The sequence below is a fragment of the Streptomyces sp. NPDC002537 genome (genome assembly GCF_053594975.1).
Genome location: NZ_JBSFWT010000044.1, coordinates 43,188 through 62,473, shown reverse-complemented (window position 1 = coordinate 62,473; position 19,286 = coordinate 43,188). Strand labels below are relative to the sequence as shown.

The following is a 19,286-nucleotide window of genomic DNA, read 5'->3' as shown; positions in this document are numbered from 1 at the left end:
GCGCGCCCCCGGGCCCGGCTGCGGGCCGGTTCGCCGCCTGCGGCGGGGGCGGCCTGCGGCCGCGTCCTCAAACGCCGGACGGGCTGGATTTGCGGACCGTGGTTCTTTGGCCTGCGACCCGCAGACTGCGGACTACGCCCGCACACTCAGCCCGTCCGGCGATTGAGGACGTGCCCGCAGGGCGCTCCCGCCGCAGGCGGCAAGACGGCCCGCGCCTGCCGTCGCAAACGTCACGTCGGATTTCCGCCAGCCCCGCGCCAGCGGACCCCGCACACTGGAACACATGCTCCACACCGAGATCGACAGCCCCATCGGCCCGCTGCTGCTCACGGGGCGGCCCTCCGCCACCGCCCCCGGCGGCACGGCCATCGCCTCGCTGTCCGTACCCGGGCAGAAGAACGCCCCCGAACTCCGGCCGGACTCGCGGCGCGACGACGCCGCCTTCGCGGAGGCGGCCCGCCAGCTCGCGGCCTACTTCGCGGGGGAGGCCGAGGGGTTCACCCTGGAATTCGCCGTCCAGGGGACGGAGTTCCGGCAGCGGGTGTGGGACGCCCTCGACGCCGTCCCGTACGGCTCCACCACCACGTACGGCGAGATCGCCGCCCGCATCGGAGCCCCGCGCGCAGCGGTCCGCGCGGTGGGCGGCGCGATCGGCGCCAACCCTCTGCTGGTGCTGCGCCCCTGCCACCGGGTGATCGGCGCCGACGGCTCGCTCACCGGATACGCGGGCGGCCTGGAGCGCAAGCGGCTGCTGCTCGGGCTGGAAGCGGTCGCACGCTGACGTCAACTCGGCTGGACGCCACGTCAATCGAGCGCACAGCGCATCACCCGTGTACCGCTGATCCGATCCACGCCCCCACGACCAGCAGGCAGGCGAACAGTTCGACCAGGACGCTCGTCCCGAGCGCCCGCATCACATACCGGGTCGACGCCCACGCCTCGCCGTGGCCGCCGAGCCGCCGCCGTTCCACTCCGTAGATCCCGGCGACGAAGCCCAGGACCGCGCCGAGCAGCGGTACGAGGAAGAATCCCGCGATCCCGGCCGACCCGGCCACGAGGAAGGCGCGGCGGGTGATGCCCGCGCCCCTCGGCCGCCGGGGCGGCAGCAGCCAGATGACGGCCTGGTTCAGCAGCAGCACACCCGTGGCGCCGGCCAGTACGGCCCAGGCGAGGGTGGTCCGCGTGGTCATCGACCACCAGAGGACGCCGGCCCAGACGATCGGCGGTCCGGGTACGCCCGGGGTCACCACGCCGAGCAGGCCGAGCAGCATCACCAGGCCGACCAGGAGCAGCTGCCACGTCCCCATGGACCAAGGTTGCCGGAAGCCGTCCGGCACCGCTTCCGGACGATTGCGGCCAGTGTGGCCGATAGTCTCCGCTAGTCTCCGCCCCGTGACGAGGCGCAGGTCAGTGCCCGTCCGTCCAGCCGCGCTCCGCCGCGTGGCGGCCCAGCTGGAGCCGTGTGGTGACCCCGGCCAGCTCCATCAGCCGCTTGACCCGCCGCTGCACCGTGCGCAGCCCCAGCCCGAGCTGTCTGGCCACGCTGGTGTCGGTCAGCCCGATGAGCAGCAGGGAGAGCACCTCCAGGTCGACGGCGTCCGGACCCTCGGCGGGGTCCTCGCCCGTGCGGCCCCGTACGGGCAGCGCCCGCTGCCACACGTCCTCGAAGAGGTCGGTGAGGGAGGCGAGCAGCTCGCCGGGGCGGACCAGCAGGGCGGCGGGTTCCCCGGCCCCGTCGGCCCGTGGGGACAGCGACACCAGCGCGACCGCGCGGTCGGTGAGGACGAACTCGGCGGGCACCCGTCCGACGGCCCGCACCCGCACGCCGTGCCCGCCGGGACCCGGCGGACGGCCGCCCCGCGCGCCGCTTTCCACAACGGCGCGCTCCGGTACGCCGTTGACCGCGTCACCCGTAGTGGGCCACGATCTGTGCGCCATCAGCGTGCAAATCTCGCGGGTGGCGGCGAGCCGCAAGCGCGACAGACGTTCGGTAATGGCGGGTGAACCGGTCACCAGTTCCACCGTGCCGTCACCGACGGGCCGTTCCGTCAGCTGCTCGCACCGCACTGTCTCCCGGACGGCGTCCAGACCTATGCCACTGAGCACACGACATCCCTCCCCGCGACCGTGTTTCGACTGCGGACATCATCCCTGTGGGCGGTTCCTTCGTGCACTCTTCCCGAATGCCCCGAGGTGTGGACAATAAGGGCATGAGTCAGCAGGGGGAACAACGCTCCGGCCAAGAGGACGCTTGGTGGGGCGAGTTGTACGACAAGAACCAGCCCGACACCGGCTCCGCCGTCGGGGACGACAGTCTCGACGAGCGCTTCACCTCCGTCGCCGCGGTGGTGCGCGCGGACCCGGGGTCCGTACCCGAGCCGGAACCGGCCGGGACGGCGGCACGGCCGACGAGGGAGCGCGGCGGTGACGGGCCGCCCGGCCGGCCGGCTCCCCCCTCGGGAGGACTCCCCTCGCTGTCGATGGGCTACGGCGCCCCGCACACCCGCGGCCTGCCGGGGCCTCCCGAACTCCACTCGCCCCCGGAAGCACAGGCGCCCCCCGATGCCGAGGACCCGCCCCGGCCCCCGGCGCCGGACCGGACGCAGCGGATCACCGGGAACGGGCCGCCGCCCGATCCCCGGGGACAGGTCCCGCCGCCCCGCGCCCCCGCACCGCCGCCCCGGCTCCCCGAACCGGCGGACCCGACGGGGCCGACCGAGAAACCGCTGAAACTCCCGGAGTCGCTGCGGCCCGCGAACGTCGCGAGACCGGCGAGCGCGCCCAGGCCGGTGAACGTACGGAGGCCGACGTTCAGGCCGATGAACGCGCAGCGGCAGCCGATCAGAAGGCCACCGGCGGAAACCCAACAGCCCGGGGCGCCCCGGGAGTCGCTCCCGTCGCCGTCATCGGAGGACCCGCGGTCGGGTACGGCGCTCCCCGCGCGGGAGGCGCTCCCGCCCTCCGACCTCCCCCGGTCGGCGGAGACACCACCGCCCCCGGAGCCCGAACAGCTGTGGGAGGCACCGCTCCCACCACGGCCCCCGCAGTCACGGGAGCCTCTCTGGCCCTCGAAGTCCTCGTCGCACAGCGCACGGGAGGACGAGACGCCCGCGGCGCCGCTTCCGGAAGAAGACGGACAGCCGGAGGGCCCACCACCCGCACCGAGGTCCGAAAAACCCAGGAAGCCCAAGCAGACGCGCCACCCGCTTCCGCCGACCGCCGCACTGCAGCCGGACAAACCGGACGAGCCGGACGCTTTCCCCGACTCCCCGGAGGCGGGCGACAATGCCCGCAAGAACGGGGAGAGTTCACGACAGCCACGTGAGCAGGCCCCACGAGAACAGGCCTCACGTGAGCAGACGCCACGAGAACAGGCCCCACGTGAGCAGACGTCGCGCGACCGGGCGCCACGTGAGCAGGCCCCGCGCGACCAAGCCCCGCGCGACCAAGCCCCGCGCGAGCAGGAATCCCGCGACCGGGCGCCGGTCGAAAGGGTCGAAAGGGCAGCGCCGGTCGAAAGGGCGCCGGTCGAACAGACGCCCCGCGATTCACTCCCGACCTCCGGCTCCCAGCCACCCCGCGACACGCTCCCGGCCCCCATTCCCCGGCAGTCGCGTCAGCCGCTCTCGCCCGCCAGGTCCCCGCAGCCCCGGGACACCCCGCTGTCCTCGCGGAACTCGCGGAACGGCCGGGGCGCGCAGCCCCCGGACCCCGACGACATTCCCCCGCCGTCCCAGCCGATGCAGCCCTGGGAGACCCTCTTCTCGCCCTCCGCGCCGCCCGAGCCCCGGCGGCCCCGGCTGCCCGCGGTGCCCCGGCAGTCGCGAAAGCCGCCGCGCGTCACGGAGTTCGTGGGAGACCGCCCGCCCACCTACGACGCCGAGCCGACCGCCTGGCCCGCCGGCGACCCGAGGGACCTGACGCACGCGGTGCCGGACACCGTGCTCGACGGGGCTGCCTACGGCGCGGTGACCCTGCGCGCGGCCTCGCTGCGCGGCGACTCCGCCCGCTACCGCGGCGAGCCCCGCAGGGACGCCATGCTCACCACCCGCTTCGGGGAGGGCGACGGCGCGCTGCTGTTCGTCGCGATGGCCAGCGGCACCCGTACGGCGGGCCAGGCGCACCGCGCGGCGCGGGACATCTGCGCCTGGCTGGGCGGCGCCGTGGGGCGCAGCCACGCCCGGCTGGCCGACGACATCCGCGGCGGCCGCCGCGGCGAGCTGAAGTCCGGGCTGCACCGGCTCACCGACCGCTCGTACGGGCGGCTGCGCGCCCGCGCCGCCGAACTGGGCCTGCTCCCCGAGGAGTACACCGCCGCCGTGCGCTGCCTCCTGCTGACCGCCGACCCCGGCTGCCGCACGCGCGTGTTCTTCGGCGTCGGCGCGGGCGGCCTCTTCCGGCTCAGGGAGAACGCCTGGCAGGACCTCGACCCGGAGCCGGGCGGGACGGAGACGCCGGGCGAACCGGTCGTCGGCTACGGCCCGGCGCCCGAGGACCGGATGACCATCGACTTGGGCATCCCCACCCCGGGCATCACCCCGGCCGTGGAACCGCCCGAGGTACCGGGTGAGCCGTTCCGCTTCCGCGCGTCGGTCGCCCGGCCCGGCGACACGCTGCTGCTGTGCAGCGCCGGGCTCGCGGAGCCGCTGCGGGGCGAACCGGAGCTGGGGCGCGAGCTCGCCCGGCGGTGGACCGGTGGCGAGCCGCCCGGACTGGCGGCCTTCCTCGGTGACACCCAACTCCGCGTCACCGGTTACGCCGACGACCGCACGGCCTGCGCCCTCTGGGAGGCCTGACCGCCTGCGGCGGACCTGCTCCCCGCCCCGCCGCGGGCGCGAACCGGCGCGCAGTCGGGATAGCCCGCCGGAGGCCGGGGCATGCATGAACCTGAGTGGTGCGTGAGCGTGTTCGATGCCGGGGCGCCGGGGAGGGGTCGGGGCAGGGAAGGATGAAACGGCGGATCACGGGCTTGGCGGGCGAGGAGGACCCACCGGCGCACTCGGCGCCGTGCTTCGAAAGACGGCTCGGCCGCCGCGACCTCACCGCGGTCGGGCGCATACGGGCGGAGCTGCGCGCCCTGCTGGCGCACTGGGGCGCGCCGGGGCGGGCGGCGACCGCGGAGCTGCTGACGAGCGAGCTGGTCACCAACGCCCTGGTGCACACCGACGGGGGAGCGGTGGTGCGGGCCGTGCTCACCGGCGGCGCGGGCGCGTGGGCCAAGGGCCTGCTGCGCGTCGAGGTGCGCGACTTCGTCGCGAGACGCCCGGCCCTGCGCGACGGGGGCACCGGGACCGACGCCGGGATCGATGACGGGACCGACGGCGACCTGGAGCAGGTCGCGACGTCCGGGCGCGGCCTGCTGCTCGTGCACACCCTCGCGGACGGCTGGGGGGTGCGCCCGCACGGCGTGGGCAAGACGGTCTGGTTCGAGCTGGACGCGCAAGAGCCCTGAACCGCCGCACGGCCGGTTCAGGGCTCTTGGTCGTCAGCCGAACTGTCGCTCGATCTGGGCGAGTTTGGCCTCCAGCGAGTCGAGTCGCGGAATGGCCTGGGTGTCGTCCTCCGCGGTGAGGTCGATCGGGTCAGGGCCGCTCACCGCCTGGAGCGGACGGGCACGTACGGGGAGCTGCCCCTCGGGAGCTATGGAAGGCTCCGCGCCGAGTTGCGGCGGCTGCGCCGCGGCGGGGACGGCGGGCCCGGTGGTCACTTCCACCTGCCGCCCTCGGGCGCGTCCCCAGACGCGGTGCTGCCGGTTGTACGCCTTGATGCGGGCCCGCTCCAGCTTGCCCGCCTCGCGGCGCCGGACCCGGTCCCGCTCCATCTGCCGCTTGTCCTCGCGGACCTCCTCGACTGCCTCGTCCAGCGTGCGCACGCCCTCCAGGAGCATCAACGACCATGCTCCGAAGGTCTCGCGGGGAGCGCGCAGCCACCGGACTATGCGGATCTGGGGCAGTGGGCGGGGTACGAGTCCCTGCTCGCGGAGGGCTGCCCGGCGGGTCTGCTTGAGCGCGCGGTCGAAGAGCACCGCGGCCGACAGGGACATGCCCGCGAAGAACTGCGGGGCGCCCGCGTGGTCCATCCCCCGTGGTGCGTGCACCCAGTTGAACCAGGCCGCCGCACCCGCGAAGGTCCACACCAGCATCCGGGAGCCGAGCGCGGCGTCGCCGTGGCTGGCCTCGCGCACGGCGAGCACCGAGCAGAACATGGCGGCGCCGTCGAGACCGAAGGGCACCAGGTACTCCCAGCCGCCCGACAGCCCCAGGTTCTGCACCCCGAAGCCCACCAGCCCGTGGAAGGAGAGCGCGGCGGCCACGGCGGCGCAGCAGAAGAGCAGCAGGTACGAGGCGCTTCCGTAGATGGCCTCCTTGCGGCGCCTGCGCTCCTCGGTGCGTTCCCAGGAGTCGGTGGGCGCCCCCGTGTCGTCCACACCCCCGTGCTTGCCACGCGCGAGCACCGTCACCGCCACCACGGCACCGGCGAGCGCCACGACGCTGGGGATCATCCAATTCAGCGGTATATCGGTCACTCTCATGTCGCGTCCCTTGCATAGCTGTACGGCCTTTCGCGCGCCATCCTGACGGAACCGGACCGTTCGCCAAAGGGTTTCAGGGCAACTGCCCGCCAACGGACCCGAAGGGCATACAGATAGGTGTGGGGTAATTCGAACTCCACTCAAGAGAAAGAGAATTGAGTTCGATTTGCACCACTCGATCGAGTGGTGTGAAGCCCATTAGCTTGTGGTCATACGTTCTACGCTTACCGCGTCACCGGTACGGGGGCGGGTGAGGCAGGTGTCATCGGGGCGCGGCGTGCAGAAGAGGCGGCAGCTCGCCCGGTCGCGGTCACCCGGCCGTCGCCTGCCGGCGGCGGTTCCACGGCATCGCATCGCGATCGTTTACAGGCAAGCCTTACCTTACCCGGATGGATCGGGGTTTGAACTGTCAGAACGGACGCCTATGGTTCGGATGGACACAGGAGGACCCCACATGGAGCAGGGCAGACCGCACAGCGCCGTAGCACGGCCCGTTCCCGGCGCACCCGGACGGGACACCGCGTCGGCCGCGTACCGTACGCAGGGCGACGGCCACGTCCGCGGTGAGCACATCCATAGCCAGGAGACCTACGGCGAAGAGGCGTACGGGACCCCGGCCGCGCCGTCCGCTCCCGTCCGCCGCGTGCCGCAGCGCTATTCGGTGCGCGGCCAGATCCTCGACGCCCTGCGCACGGCCCTGCTGAGCGGTGAGCTGATACCCGGTGAGGTCTACTCCGGGCCCGCGCTCGGCGAGCGTTTCGGCGTCTCCGCGACGCCCGTGCGCGAGGCGATGCAGCAGCTGGCCCTGGAAGGCGCCGTCGAGGTCGTCCCCAACCGGGGCTTCCGCGTCACCAGCCGCACCCCGCGCGACCTCGCCGAGCTCGCCGAGGTCCGCGCCCTCCTCGAAGTCCCGGCCGTGCTGCGGCTGGCCCGCACGGCACCGGCGGCGCGCTGGTCCGAACTGCGGCCGCTCGCCGAGGCGGCGACCGCCGTCGCGGCGACCGGCGACCGGGCCCGCTACGCCGAGGCCGACCGCGCCTTCCACCGCGCACTGCTCGGCCTCGCGGGCAACCGGCAGCTGGTCACGGTCGCCGACGAACTGCACCGCCGCGCGCAGTGGCCCGCCGTCCAGGGGGCCGCGGCCCGCGCCGCCGGCCTCATGGCCGACGCGGCCGAACACCTGACCCTGCTGGACGCCTTGGCGGCGGGCGACCTGGAACGGGTCGAGTCCCTGATCGCCGGCCACTTCACCGGGGCGCGCTGAGCCCCGTCCCGCCGAAGGGCCCGACCCGGCCCGGCCCGACTCGGCCCCGTGCCGGGCGCGCCGCGAGATGCCGGTCGGCAGGGTCCGGTCGGCAAGTCCGGTCAGTCCGGCGCCGTCGTCGAGGACAGGCGGTCGGCCAGCCACGCCGGGACGCCGCCCAGCAGCCGCACCAGCCGACGGGCCTCCTCGCGCAGCCGGGCCGCCTCGTCCGCGTCGGGCAGGACGGCGGCCAGCGAGGCGAGCGCGGGGGCGATGCCGACCAGATAGCCCAGCTCTTCCCGTATGCGAAGCGACTCCGCGAACCCGTAGCGGGCCTCGGCGAGCTTTCCGTCGTGCTCCGCCATGGCCGCCACGTGCCGCCAGGTGAAGGACAGCAGCAGCCGCTGGCCGTGCGCCGTCGCCCCGGCGTGGGCGCGCTGGAAGGCGGCCGTGGCGTCGGACGGGTTGTCCGACAGGTGCTGGGCGATCAGCCCCCGCCGGAAGTGCAGCAGTGGCCGCGTCGGCGAGCCGGGGGCGAGCAGCGCCGCCGCCCGGCCGAGCGCCGAGCGGGCCTCGTCCGCCCGGTCCCGTACGCCCAAAAGGGTGGCCGCGTACGCGAGATGACCCCGCTCGCAGGCCGCCGCGCCCCGCTCCTCGTCGTCCGAGGCGAGCGCCTCCGCCGAGCGCAGCGCGTCCTCCGCGGGACCCCAGCCCTCCGCCGTGAACATGCACCGCTCGACCAGCACCGCCGTCCGGCGCAGCGCCGCGCCGGGCTCCTCCGCGGCGTACGGCGCGAGCAGCGCCGCGGCGTCGTCCCAGCAGGCGCGCGACCGCAGGCGCCACACGGCTCGTTCGAGTGGATCATCCCCCTGCGGGTCCGGCCCCTGCGGTCCCCTTGGCTCCTCCGACAACCCAGAATTCCGCATGGCGGTGTCCGCCACAGTGCCCTCCCCAAGCGCGCCGTCGAGCTGGAAGCCGTGCTCCGAATCTCAGCACGAAGACCCGGACGCGGCCAAGGGTCAGGTGTGAAGCAATTCACAAAGTTGCGCCGACTTCCAGCGGTAGTCGCACATTACCGGAGAGTGAGCAGCCTTATGAGCGGCGGGGTGCTCATGTGGTATGTGAGGAACTCCTGGAGGGCGCGCGGAAAATGCCTCGATCCGGTGGCGCGCGACTGGCAGGATGGCCGCGCGCCACCGACCGCCGCCCCGCGCGGAGCGGACGGCGCGAAGAAGCGACGCGAAGAAGCGGCGCGAAGAAGCGACGCGAAGACGGCGACGCGAAGAAGCAACGCGAAGAAGTCCCACGGGCCCGACGGGTCCGACAGACCCACAGGAGACCCGGAACATGCGCCGACGCCTCGGAAACCTCCAGCGCCCTGACCGGACGACCGTTCCCGAGGACTTCTTCGCACATGCACACCACCCGTACTCGTACTCAGCACACCCGGAACCCCGCGAGTGACGCCCGCCGCCGCACGCTGAACATCGGCGTCCTGGCACACGTCGACGCGGGCAAGACCAGCCTCACCGAGCGCCTCCTCTTCGACGCCGGCGCCCTCGACCGGCTCGGCAGCGTCGACGCGGGCAGCACCCTCACCGACAGCGGTGAACTGGAGCGCCGCCGCGGCATCACCATCCGTACCGCCGTCGCCCCGTTCCGGGTCGGCGACCGCCGCGTCAACCTCATCGACACGCCCGGCCACAGCGACTTCATCGCCGAGGTCGAGCGCGCCCTCGGCGTGCTCGACGGGGCCGTACTCGTCCTGTCCGCCGTCGAGGGTGTGCAGGCGCAAACGCGCGTCCTGATGAAGACGCTGCGACGACTGCGGCTGCCGACGCTGCTCTTCGTCAACAAGACCGACCGCCCCGGGGCCCGCGAAGCCGGGACGCTGGACGGCATCCGCCGTCGGCTGACCCCCGCCGTCGTGCCGATGGGCACCGTCCACGGCATCGGCACGCCCACCGCCCGCGCGGTCCCGTACCCCCGCACCGGCCCGGCCTTCCGCGACACGGCCTGCGAGGCGCTCGCCGAGGCCGACGACGCGCTGCTCGCCCGCTTCGTGGACGGACCGCCGCCCGGTGCGCGGGAGTTGGGCGACCTGATCGCCGACCGGACCGGGCGCGGCCTGCTCCATCCCGTCTACTTCGGCTCGGCGCTCTCCGGCGACGGGGTCGCGGCGCTCGTCGACGGCATCGTGACGTACATCCCGGAGCGGCCGGCCGGGGACGCGGGGCCCACCGGTACGGTCTTCGCCGTCGAACGCGGCCCGGCCGGGGAGAAGACCGCGTATCTACGGCTCTTCTCCGGCGAATTGACGGAACGTCAACGCATCACGCTGCACCGGCGCACGGCGGACGGGGCGCCGGACGAGCACTCCGGCCGGATCACCTCCCTCGACACGGTCGGCGGCGGCCGCGGCCTCACGGCGGGCGACATCGCCAGGGTCCGCGGACTGCCCCACGTCCGCGTCGGCGACCGGCTCGGGGGCGCGACCGGCGACCGCGCGCCGCACTTCGCGCCGCATCGCGCACCGCACTTCGCGGCGCCGACCCTGGAGACGGTCGTCCGGCCCGTACGCCCCGGTGACGCGGCCCGGCTGCACTCCGCGCTCGCCGCCCTCGCCGACCAGGACCCGCTCATCGCCACCCGTACCCTGCCCGACGGCGGCGGCATCTCCGTGCTCCTCTACGGCGAGGTGCAGAAGGAGATCATCGCGGCGACGCTCGCCGAGGAGTTCGGCGTCGACGCGCTCTTCGAGCCGAGCAGCACCGTCCACCGGGAGCGCCCGTCCGGCACCGGCGAGGCGGACGAGGGCATCGAACGCCACGGCGGCCAGCTGTTCTGGGCGACGGTCGGCCTGCGCGTCGAACCCGGCCCGCCCGGCTCCGGCACGGTCTTCCGCCGCGAGACCGAACTCGGCGCCCTCCCCCTCGCCTTCGACCGGGCCATCGAGGACACCGTCCACCGCACCCTCGCCCAGGGCCTGTACGGCTGGCCGGTCACCGACTGCGCCGTCACCCTCACCCGCTCCGGCTACGCCAGCCCCGTGAGCACCGCGGCGGACTTCCGCAACCTGACCCCGCTGGTCCTGATGGCGGCGCTGGCGGAGGCGGGCACGCGGGTGTACGAGCCGTGCCACGCCTACGAGTTGGAGGTGCCGCCGGACGTCCTGAGCGCGGTGAGCGGCGCGCTCGCGGCGGCGGGCGCCGAGTTCCACGACACGGTGGCCGGGCCGACGGCGTGCGTCTTCAAGGGCGTCGTCCCGGCGGCCCGGGTGCGCGACCTCGAACGGCGCCTGCCCGCGCTGGGCCGCGGCGAGGCGGTCTGGTGGTCGACCCCGTCCGCCGACCGGCCCTGCGCGGGCCCGCCGCCGCGCCGGGTCCGCACGGACGGGAACCCGCTGAACAGGGCGGAGTACCTGCGGCACCTGTCGGCGGTGCGGCAATGACGGCCTTGGTGCCCGGTCGGGCGCCCCGGGGTGCGACGGGCGCGACGCGGGCCGAGAATGGGGCCGTCAAGCGTCCCCGCACCCCGGGTAGCCCATGAGCCAGGCGCAAGGATGGCCGAACAGGTCACAGCAGTCACCCCCCGTCCCACCGCCGGCCCCCGGCCCCGCCCCCGTCCCACCGCCGGCCCCCGGCCCCGCCCCCGTCACCGGGGCGCGGCCCGGCCTGTGGTGGCGGTGCCTGCTCGGGGGAGCGGCGCTGTGGATCCTCGCCATCGTCGTCACGTACACCACGCAGAACACCAACCTGCTGCCGACGCTCATCCTGCTCGGCAGCTTCCTGGTGCCCGGCTGCTTCACCCTGTGGGCCCACGAGAAGTACGGCAAGGTCCTCGGCGCACACCTGCTGATCAGCTGCTTCGTCGTCGGCGGGATCCTCGGCGTCCTCGGCGCGTCCGTCCTGGAGTACTACCTGCTCCACCCCTCGGTGCTGCTCTTCGTCGGCGTGGGCCTGATCGAGGAGGCCGTGAAGGCCGCGGCGCTGATGTTCGTCCTGCGCCGCTACCCCCAAGTACGGGGCCTGCGCGCCGGGTTGGTGCTCGGCGCCGCGGTCGGCTTCGGCTTCGCGGCCTTCGAGAGCTCCGGTTACGCCTTCAACGCCCTCCTCACCCTCCACGGACTGTCCCTGCGCGACCTCGTCGAGACGGAGATCCTGCGCGGCGTCCTCGCCCCGTTCGGGCACGGACTGTGGACGGCCATCCTCGGCGCCGCCCTCCTCACCGACCGCCGCGACGGCCGCTTCCGGTTCACCGGCCGGGTCGTCGCGACGTACGTCGGCGTCTCGCTGCTGCACGCCCTCTGGGACTCGGTCAACGGCATCGCCGTCTGGGTGGTGTACGCGCTGACGGCCAGCACCCAGCAGCGGACGCTCTTCGCGAACGGCTACATCCCGCACCCCACCGGTGAACAGAAACATCTCTACACGGTGTTCTCCGACGGCGGGCTGATCATCGTCGCCCTGCTGGGGCTGTCCTGGTTGCTGCCGCTGACGCGGCGGGCGGGGCGGGGCGACCCGTAGGGGGGGCAGCGGCTCATCGGCTCCTGGCCGCCACGGCTTCGACGAAGCGCTTCAACCCCTGCGGGTTGTCCTGGAGGAACAGGTTGGGCTCGATGAGTTCCAGCTCCATGACCAGGGGTTCCCCGGCCTCGCCGAGCGCGAGGTCCACCCGGGCGTACAGCGGGACCTCCGACGACGGAACCGCCGCCAAGGCCTCCCGCGCCGTACGGATCTCCCGCTCGGTCGGCCGGTACGGGGCGACGCCGGGGTGTGCCTCTTTGTCGTTGTCGATGACTCCGGGCTCGGTCAATACCGGCTCCTTCCGGATCGCGTGACTGAAGGTGCCGGAGAGAAAGACCAGCGCGCGCTCGCCCTCCTCCACGCGCCGCATGTACGGCTGGACCATCACCGTACGGCCCTCGTCGAGCAGCATCCGGGCATGGCGTACGGCGTCCGCGTGCCGACCGGGCTCATAACGCGCGGTATCGCGCGCACCCCCGGAGATCGCGGGCTTGACCACCACTCCGTCGGGCCCGACGAAATCCTCGTCGCCGTACGGTTGTCCGCCCGGCTCGATGAACCGCGTCGGCACGACGGGAACTCCACGCCCGGCGAGCTCCAGCAGATAACGCTTGTCGCTGTTCCAGCGCACCACGGGCGCCGGATTCCACAACCGGGTGACGCGGGCCGTCGCATCCACCCACTCCAGGAATTCGCCGGGCCGCACCACGTAATCCCAGGCCGACCGGATCACCACCAGATCGAACGCGTCCCACGACACGGCGTCCGCGTCCCAGGTGACCGCTTCCGCAGCGAATCCGCGGGCCCGCAACGCGTCCACGACCAACGGGAGATCCGCATCCCCCGCGACCCCGATACCACTGGTCACAACCGCGATCCGCACAGCGCTCATGTCTTTCTCCTGTCCTCGCACGCGGGGACTCTTTCACATGGGTGCGCTGGGGCGGCCCGGCCCGTAAAACTCCAGGCACGGCTCCTCCCTTGGATACGCTGGTGGAGCACCCCCCCCAGGAGGATCCCGATGAACCCGCAGCACTTCGAACTGCTGGAAGAGGCCCGACGCGCGCTCCCCGACGGTTTCAAGACGGAGCTGTCCGGCGACCTCCTGATCGTGCAAGCGTCCCCCTCCGCGATCCATCAACTCAACCTCAGCAAGATCAGGAAGCAGTTCGACCCTTACGTCCCGGAGGGGTACATCGACACCGGCAACACGGATCTCGTGTCTCCTCAGACCGCGAAGGTCCGGAACCCGGATCTCACCTACCTGCCCGAGGAGCAGATGGACACCGCGGAGAGCAGCATCGGAGCGGAGCACGCCCTGATCGCCGTGGAGATCGTCTCCCCCTCCAACCCGGAGAACGACTGGGTGGGGAAGCTCCGGGACTACCCGCTCATGGGTATCCCGCTGTATCTCATCGTCGATGCCCGGCAGAAGACGGTGACGCTGTTCAGCGAGCCCGAGAGCGGCCGCTACCGGCTCCGCGAAGAGGCCGCGTTCGGCGAGACCGTCCACATCCCCGAACCCTTCGGCTTCACCCTCGACACCGGTGCTCTCCGGCCTTACTAACCGGGCTTTGCGGCAAGGGCCGCACTGACCCGTGGCGCAGGCGCAGTCTGACGTCACGTCACTTCTCTGGCTGCGGACTCTCCTCGCCGCTACCGTCGGATCCCACCTGGCGTGAACACACGGGGGAGGCATCGGCTGTGCTCGCTTACGTTGCGCCGCTGTGGATCGGCGGGGTGGCGTGCCTGGTCGCCGCCGCCGTCGGGAATCCGGTGAAACTGGGCGGAGCGGAGATCCCGGCGATCCCGACGACTGCCGCACGGTGGACAGTCGCGCTCATCGGAGTGGCGGCGATCGTGCTGGGGACGGTGCTGTTCCGGCACGAGGGATCGCCGTCGGACGGGGGCTCGTCGGGAGGCGGTTCGGTGGGCGGTGGTTCGGTGGGTGGGGCGGGTCCGCTGCCGCCGCCGGTCCGTACGTCGCCCCCGGTTGTTCATCCGCCGGCCCCCCCGCGCACCCCGCCCACCGAGCCGCCCACCACGGACCCCGCGCCCCCGACGGCCCCTCCTGCCGTACGCGTCCGGTGGCACGGGACGCTGACGCTGGACGACGGGAGCGCGAACGGGATGCCGACGACGGGCTGGTCCCTGGACCCCGTCCCGCCGCAACGGGCACCCCTGGGCGACCTCGGACTCGCCTGCCAACTCAGCTGCGCACCGGGTCAACTCGTCAGCAACACGATCGTCGTCTGGACCGGTTCGACCCCACCGAAGCGGCAACAGTGCGTGGACCTCCTCAACACGCACCCGGGACAACGGACGGCGGACGTCCCGGCAGGCTCCCTGGCCTGCTTCGGCACCGAGGCCGGCCGCGTCGGCTTCCTCAAGTCGGGCGGCGGGGGGAGGAGCGGCCGACAGAGCCTGGACGTAACAGTGTGGGAGCTGCCGCCTTGATCTGTCGATCAGCCGGTGGCGCCATCGTGGAGCGGGTGTTGGAGGTCCGGGAGGCGAGGAAGCGCAGGGCTCGGGGAAGGGGGCAGGGTTCGGCGGTCATGACCATGAGCTGCTGGTCGGGTTCGGTGGTGCGGGCGAGGACCTCCCGGTTCGGAGTCGGGTCGCTGACAAGGGGGCGACGTATCCGCAGCCTCGACCACACGTTGTTGGCCGGGGCCACGGGATCACCCCGCATGCGCGGGGACCACATGGTGGTCTCGCCTGCCATGGGGGTCTCCTCGGGACCACCCCCGCATGCGCGGGGACCACCACGGCCCGACCAGCCGCTTTACCTTGCGGGAGACCCGTTTTTACTCACTGCAGCAGATTCCGGCATCACTACCATTTAGTACCTTTCGTCGCAAAGCTCAAGCCAACCCTCTCGCCGCACGCTACCGCCCCCCGAAGCGCCGTCGCTTGGACGCCTTGCTCCAGCCCTGGCGCGGCGGGGGCGGCTGAGCCAGGGCGTGCTTCGGGGGGATCGCAGGGGAAGGGCGGCGGAGGAGGGTCAAGCCCTCGTGGTCGGTGGGGTGCCAGGCGTGGGCGTGGGTGTGGAAGGTGTAACCCTGCTCGTTGTCGGCCTGGTGGACGAGCAGGGCGCGCCCCTGGCCCGAGTATTGGCGGATCTCCGCCCACAGGATGTCGCGTACACGGGCCGATGGGGAGCCCAGGAAGACCCCGGGGGAGATCTCCAGGAGCCAGCGGGTGAGGAAACCGCGAAGACCTGCAGGGCAGTTGGCGAGGATGATGACGGTCACCAGATCGGCTCGTCCCCGTAGTTGCGGCCGCTCTCGACGTGGATGCCGCCGTCCGACTGCAAGGTCATGCGGTCTTGGCCGACCGCAGCGTCATGAGTGTCGTTGTAGCCGAGCAGATTCTTGATGTCCTGGACGCAGCGGTTGAGCAGACCGGTTTCGTTGATGCGATCCCGCAGGGCCCTGCGCGTGCGCGACGCGACCTCTTCCTCGCCCTCGGCTGCCGCGTCGAATGCCGCTGGGATCGCCACATCGGTCTTGTACAGGTCTGCTACGTCCAGGACGAAGGACCGCTCGTGACCGGAGTGGACGAAGCCCAGCGCGGGTGAGCAGCCGAGTGCCGAGACGACGGCGTGTGCGATGCCGTACATGCACTGCGCAGCCGCTGTGACGCCTTGGTTCGGGGCATCCCCGGCCGAGAAGTCGTCGCGGTGGTATTCGCGGCGCCGCCAAGGAACGCCCGTACGGGCGGATTCACGGCGATAGCATTCCTTGAGACGTCGGCCCTCCATGAGCAGGAGTTCCTGCCGGGTGCGGCCGACGGGGTCCTCGTCGGGGAAACGCAGGCGGTACATGGCTCGGGCCACGTCCAGCCGGGTGCGGCGGTTCGCCCACGCCGTGGCCTGCGCTTCGGCCAGGCCGGAGGAACGGGTCAGCGCGCGCCCGCCCGCGTAGAAGCGCACACCGTGCTCACCGACCCATGCCACTCCGGCCCCGCACTCCCCGAGGACCGACATGGCCTGATGTGTCACGCGGGTGCCTGGGCCGAGAAGCAGGGTGCCGATGGTGGCGGACGGGATGTGGGTCACCCCGTCCGTGTCCGTGGCGGTGATGGCGTTGTCGTCGCGGTGCACGGTGCACCGTTCGAGGTAGATGAAGGAGATCCGGTCCCCGACCCTGGTGAGTTCCCGGGGTGACGAGGTGCCCCGGCGGCCGACGGTGCTCACGCCCCCCTCGCCGGGGCGAGCGTCATCAGGCCGCAGCCGTACGCCTTCGCCTTGCCCAGGCCGTGGGTGAGGGTACGGCGGAAGGCGGTGGGGTCGGTGACCCGCAGCCGACCGTCGAAGGTGACCTGAGTGAAGCGGACGTCATGCCCGGAACGGCCTGCCGGAGGCCGAATGAACCGGAGCGGACGCTTGTCCCGCACGATCAGTTCGTATTCGTCACCGTATTCCGTCAACTGGCGGTCCACAGGCTTCTGCACCACTTCGAAGCCCGCTCTTTCCTGCCGGTCCAGCAGCCACTTCAATTGGTGCCGGGGCGTTTGGTGCGCGGCCCGTTTCGTGGGGGCCCCGGGCTTGTCCTTCTCTCTACTGATGTGATGTATGGGGTTGGCCGTGAGACGGAACCCCCAGGTGTCCCCGGCTGCCAGAGCGTTGAGGAATTCGGCGTAGGCGAAAGTTGTCCAGCCCGGGGTCTCCAGGGTTGGCCAGCCGGCCTGTTCCACCAAGTGCGTGAGGTCGGGGCGGGCGGGGCTGACGATGAAGAGTTTCATGTCGGCGTGGTGATCGCCGTCGACGCGCCACAGGACCCGGGGCCCCTGACCGTCCCGAGCCGGGAGCTCGGGGAATGCCATGTTCACGGCACCGTGCAGCAGGTGGGGCGAGCCGAGCAGCCTACGGGCCTCGGAGCGAGCGGTGTTGATACGGAAGCGGGTCAGGTACATCAGCTGGACCTCGAGGGCGTGACAGGCGGCTCGGGGGCGTCGGTAGAGCCGGAGGCAACCGGCGCGGCACGGGCGAATACGCTGGTCGGGTCGTGGGGCGGTGTCGGGGTGGACCTTCCGCGAACACCGCGCAGCGCGTACCGGCGGTGGCGCGGGTCGAAGCTGAGCGGTGCGTCGCGAAGCGAGAAGTCGGGGATCTCGTCGGGCAGGCACTCGATCAGAAGATCCAGCTCTTCGCGCCCTGTCGGCAAAACGCGCTTTCTGGCGTACTTCGACACCTGCCACTCGGCGTCGCGCAGGGCATCCTCCAGAGGTGACTCAAGAGGCGGCCCCATGTCGATCTGCTGTGAAGGAGGGCAGGATCGGCGACCGAGATACGGCAGGAACCGGGGCTCCAGCAGCGCCTCGTACAGCCGCTGGAGCAACCGCGCGTCGCCCTCCACGCCCGCCACGAACACCGCGTCCGCGAGATAGAAGCGCTCCGACAGAGGCATGGCTTTGCCCGAATCGGCGTGGTGTGCTGTCTGGAAGTCACGCAGCCGCGAGCCCGGTTGATCGATGCGCACGCCGAACCTCAGGGCCGCCAGGTCCGAGAGGTCGGCTTCCCGAGTGCGGCCCAGGGCGGCGGCGAGGAGGCCGATCACACCGCTCTTCGTCGGGGCGTTCTCGGTGCTGCGCCGGGCGAAGCGGGCCGCGGAACCCCAGGACTGGAGAGGTCCCGCGAGCCGTAGCAGAAGCACGCTCATGCGCCGGACCCCAGCCGTTCGGCGACGGCGGCCTCCACGTCCTTCACCAGCTCCGCCAGTGTCACCTCGGTGCCCAGGCTCTCGAGTGCCTTCGTCTCCTCGCCGACGCGGACGACCCAGCTCGGCTCGTTCGCTGCCACCCCGTACTTCTTCTCGAGGTCCGCAACATGGCGGACCAGGTGCTTGCAGCTGTTCCGCAGGAACCCGCCCGACTCACCCGCCCTCACCGGCTCCTCGAAGGCACCGACGAAACTGATCGGACGTCGTGTGCGCAGCTTGACGATCACCGCGGCCGGCAGCGTGTGGTTGCCGAAAGTGTTGATCTTTCCGGTCGGGAGCGAGGTGACGAAACCTTCGAGGAACGCACCCACCGCCTTCTGCACCGGCGTCGTCGGTGACTGATCATCCCTCAGCCCCGCGCCGAGGTTCCGGTGGAGCTCATCGACATCCACGGCGGCATAGCGGTACAGCGTCGCGGAGTTGAAGTCGATCGAGCCGATCATCCCGGCCCCCGACTCGGCGTCGGTGTTCTTGTCGTCCACCGCGGTGTAGTAGTCGGACTCGGTCTCCGACATGTGCACACTGATCGCATGCGCGACCTGCGTTGCCGCTTCCACATTGAGGTCGGTGGAGTCGGCGACCATACGGCCGAAGAGCGCGATGTCGACCGAATGCCGGGTGTCGGCGGCCTGTCGCGCCCTGGTTTTGTTCTCCTTGGCCGCCAGGTAGTTCTTCAACGCCTTGACGTCGCCCTCAGGGCTGCCTTCCAGAGCCAGCGCAGCCAGCGCGTCGAGCTGCCGCCTGCTGAGGAACATCAGGTAGGACGATTCCGGAGCCGCTTCGCCGCCCCCGTCCGTATCGGCCGGATCCCCCTTCGACTTCCTCTTCGGCGTCTCGATCCTGGAGCCGGTCGCGGCCCGCATGGTCTCGGCGGCCAGTTCGATCGCCACGGACGGTGCCAGCGCCGGATCCCGTTCGATGATGCGCTCGGCCAATGCCTCGGCCACCTTCTTCGTCCGCACTCCCAATTCGGAAGCGGGCAAGAGCTCTTTGAAGGTCTCCCGCGTGGCACGCTTCCATGCCTGACTGGAGACTCGCGCCCGCCGTACGCCGCCGTACAGGGCCGATTTGGGGCTCCCGGTGTCATCACGATTCAAGTTGCTCGGCGGGACGGTCTGAAGGATGTGGATATCGAGGATGGTTCGCGTCACTGAGAGTTCCATTCCTGGCCGGGCCGACAGGTGAAGTAGTGGTCAAGCGAAGTAGTTCAAGGGAAGACTGATGGGGCCGACGGACATATCTTCGGTCCCTGGATCCACAAT

The 19,286-nt window shown here is 71.9% G+C and carries 18 protein-coding genes; 8 read left to right on the top strand and 10 right to left on the bottom strand.

What is annotated here, in order from left to right:
• Positions 1-283 precede the first annotated feature (283 nt).
• The gene (locus tag ACWD4A_RS20635; RefSeq protein ID WP_451195800.1) at positions 284-781 is read left to right on the top strand and encodes a methylated-DNA--[protein]-cysteine S-methyltransferase; all 498 of its coding nucleotides are present in this window, start codon (positions 284-286) and stop codon (positions 779-781) included.
• Positions 782-824: 43 nt separating this feature from the next.
• Here ACWD4A_RS20635 and ACWD4A_RS20630 read toward each other — a convergent pair whose 3' ends face one another.
• Positions 825-1,307: a DUF456 domain-containing protein gene (locus tag ACWD4A_RS20630; RefSeq protein ID WP_451195798.1), complete on the bottom strand. Its 483-nt coding sequence runs from the start codon at positions 1,305-1,307 to the stop codon at positions 825-827.
• A 100-nt stretch (positions 1,308-1,407) separates the two neighbouring features.
• Entirely contained in the window at positions 1,408-2,106 is a 699-nt protein-coding gene (locus ACWD4A_RS20625) for a LuxR family transcriptional regulator (RefSeq protein WP_451195796.1), read from the bottom strand.
• Positions 2,107-3,740: 1,634 nt separating this feature from the next.
• Between ACWD4A_RS20625 and ACWD4A_RS20620 the strand changes: the two genes are divergently transcribed.
• Positions 3,741-4,796, top strand: coding sequence for a protein phosphatase 2C domain-containing protein (locus tag ACWD4A_RS20620; RefSeq protein WP_451195795.1), 1,056 nt, complete (start codon positions 3,741-3,743; stop codon positions 4,794-4,796).
• A gap of 152 nt (positions 4,797-4,948) precedes the next feature.
• Positions 4,949-5,452 (top strand): ATP-binding protein, encoded by a 504-nt coding sequence (locus ACWD4A_RS20615; RefSeq protein ID WP_451195793.1) that lies wholly within the window; start codon positions 4,949-4,951, stop codon positions 5,450-5,452.
• A 33-nt stretch (positions 5,453-5,485) separates the two neighbouring features.
• Here the strand turns inward: ACWD4A_RS20615 and ACWD4A_RS20610 are convergent, their stop codons facing one another.
• Positions 5,486-6,532, bottom strand: coding sequence for a DUF2637 domain-containing protein (locus ACWD4A_RS20610; protein WP_451195792.1), 1,047 nt, complete (start codon positions 6,530-6,532; stop codon positions 5,486-5,488).
• 454 nt (positions 6,533-6,986) lie between these two features.
• Between ACWD4A_RS20610 and ACWD4A_RS20605 the strand changes: the two genes are divergently transcribed.
• Positions 6,987-7,796, top strand: a complete 810-nt coding sequence (locus tag ACWD4A_RS20605; protein ID WP_451195791.1) for a GntR family transcriptional regulator — start codon at positions 6,987-6,989, stop codon at positions 7,794-7,796.
• Positions 7,797-7,897: 101 nt separating this feature from the next.
• Here ACWD4A_RS20605 and ACWD4A_RS20600 read toward each other — a convergent pair whose 3' ends face one another.
• Complete coding sequence (locus tag ACWD4A_RS20600; RefSeq protein WP_451195803.1) at positions 7,898-8,701, bottom strand: hypothetical protein; 804 nt, start codon at positions 8,699-8,701, stop codon at positions 7,898-7,900.
• A 488-nt stretch (positions 8,702-9,189) separates the two neighbouring features.
• On the opposite strand from ACWD4A_RS20600, the gene otr(A) reads away from it, so the two are divergent.
• Positions 9,190-11,226 (top strand): tetracycline resistance ribosomal protection protein Otr(A), encoded by a 2,037-nt coding sequence (otr(A), locus tag ACWD4A_RS20595; protein WP_451195789.1) that lies wholly within the window; start codon positions 9,190-9,192, stop codon positions 11,224-11,226.
• 94 nt (positions 11,227-11,320) lie between these two features.
• Positions 11,321-12,301 (top strand): PrsW family intramembrane metalloprotease, encoded by a 981-nt coding sequence (locus ACWD4A_RS20590; protein WP_451195787.1) that lies wholly within the window; start codon positions 11,321-11,323, stop codon positions 12,299-12,301.
• 13 nt (positions 12,302-12,314) lie between these two features.
• On the opposite strand, the gene ACWD4A_RS20585 is transcribed toward ACWD4A_RS20590, so the two are convergent.
• Positions 12,315-13,193 (bottom strand): ATP-grasp domain-containing protein, encoded by an 879-nt coding sequence (locus ACWD4A_RS20585; protein WP_451195785.1) that lies wholly within the window; start codon positions 13,191-13,193, stop codon positions 12,315-12,317.
• 129 nt (positions 13,194-13,322) lie between these two features.
• Between ACWD4A_RS20585 and ACWD4A_RS20580 the strand changes: the two genes are divergently transcribed.
• Positions 13,323-13,868 (top strand): Uma2 family endonuclease, encoded by a 546-nt coding sequence (locus ACWD4A_RS20580; RefSeq protein ID WP_451195783.1) that lies wholly within the window; start codon positions 13,323-13,325, stop codon positions 13,866-13,868.
• 137 nt (positions 13,869-14,005) lie between these two features.
• Positions 14,006-14,758, top strand: coding sequence for a hypothetical protein (locus ACWD4A_RS20575; RefSeq protein WP_451195781.1), 753 nt, complete (start codon positions 14,006-14,008; stop codon positions 14,756-14,758).
• A gap of 431 nt (positions 14,759-15,189) precedes the next feature.
• Here ACWD4A_RS20575 and cas2e read toward each other — a convergent pair whose 3' ends face one another.
• From cas2e to cas7e, 5 genes are read right to left on the bottom strand one after another with little or no spacing between them, the layout of a single operon-like run.
• Positions 15,190-15,555, bottom strand: a complete 366-nt coding sequence (gene cas2e, locus ACWD4A_RS20570; protein WP_451195779.1) for a type I-E CRISPR-associated endoribonuclease Cas2e — start codon at positions 15,553-15,555, stop codon at positions 15,190-15,192.
• Positions 15,552-16,499, bottom strand: coding sequence for a type I-E CRISPR-associated endonuclease Cas1e (cas1e, locus tag ACWD4A_RS20565; RefSeq protein WP_451195778.1), 948 nt, complete (start codon positions 16,497-16,499; stop codon positions 15,552-15,554). The genes cas2e and cas1e overlap by 4 nt, the downstream gene beginning before the upstream one ends.
• Entirely contained in the window at positions 16,496-17,218 is a 723-nt protein-coding gene (gene cas6e / locus ACWD4A_RS20560; RefSeq protein ID WP_451195777.1) for a type I-E CRISPR-associated protein Cas6/Cse3/CasE, read from the bottom strand. The genes cas1e and cas6e overlap by 4 nt, the downstream gene beginning before the upstream one ends.
• The gene (gene cas5e / locus ACWD4A_RS20555; RefSeq protein WP_451195775.1) at positions 17,218-17,964 is read right to left on the bottom strand and encodes a type I-E CRISPR-associated protein Cas5/CasD; all 747 of its coding nucleotides are present in this window, start codon (positions 17,962-17,964) and stop codon (positions 17,218-17,220) included. The genes cas6e and cas5e overlap by 1 nt, the downstream gene beginning before the upstream one ends.
• A complete protein-coding gene (gene cas7e / locus ACWD4A_RS20550; protein WP_451195773.1) occupies positions 17,961-19,175 on the bottom strand; it encodes a type I-E CRISPR-associated protein Cas7/Cse4/CasC in 1,215 nt (404 codons plus the stop codon). The genes cas5e and cas7e overlap by 4 nt, the downstream gene beginning before the upstream one ends.
• Positions 19,176-19,286: the final 111 nt, after the last annotated feature.

Bases quoted from the DNA above. Each gene is read 5' to 3' on its own strand.
- ACWD4A_RS20635 (WP_451195800.1), top strand. From the start codon at position 284: ATGCTCCACACCGAGATCGACAGCCCCATCGGCCCGCTGCTGCTCACG.
- ACWD4A_RS20630 (WP_451195798.1), bottom strand. From the start codon at position 1,307: ATGGGGACGTGGCAGCTGCTCCTGGTCGGCCTGGTGATGCTGCTCGGC.
- ACWD4A_RS20620 (WP_451195795.1), top strand. From the start codon at position 3,741: ATGCAGCCCTGGGAGACCCTCTTCTCGCCCTCCGCGCCGCCCGAGCCC.
- ACWD4A_RS20615 (WP_451195793.1), top strand. From the start codon at position 4,949: ATGAAACGGCGGATCACGGGCTTGGCGGGCGAGGAGGACCCACCGGCG.
- ACWD4A_RS20610 (WP_451195792.1), bottom strand. From the start codon at position 6,532: ATGAGAGTGACCGATATACCGCTGAATTGGATGATCCCCAGCGTCGTG.
- ACWD4A_RS20605 (WP_451195791.1), top strand. From the start codon at position 6,987: ATGGAGCAGGGCAGACCGCACAGCGCCGTAGCACGGCCCGTTCCCGGC.
- ACWD4A_RS20600 (WP_451195803.1), bottom strand. From the start codon at position 8,701: ATGCGGAATTCTGGGTTGTCGGAGGAGCCAAGGGGACCGCAGGGGCCG.
- ACWD4A_RS20590 (WP_451195787.1), top strand. From the start codon at position 11,321: ATGAGCCAGGCGCAAGGATGGCCGAACAGGTCACAGCAGTCACCCCCC.
- ACWD4A_RS20585 (WP_451195785.1), bottom strand. From the start codon at position 13,193: ATGAGCGCTGTGCGGATCGCGGTTGTGACCAGTGGTATCGGGGTCGCG.
- ACWD4A_RS20580 (WP_451195783.1), top strand. From the start codon at position 13,323: ATGAACCCGCAGCACTTCGAACTGCTGGAAGAGGCCCGACGCGCGCTC.
- cas6e (WP_451195777.1), bottom strand. From the start codon at position 17,218: ATGTACCTGACCCGCTTCCGTATCAACACCGCTCGCTCCGAGGCCCGT.
- cas5e (WP_451195775.1), bottom strand. From the start codon at position 17,964: ATGAGCGTGCTTCTGCTACGGCTCGCGGGACCTCTCCAGTCCTGGGGT.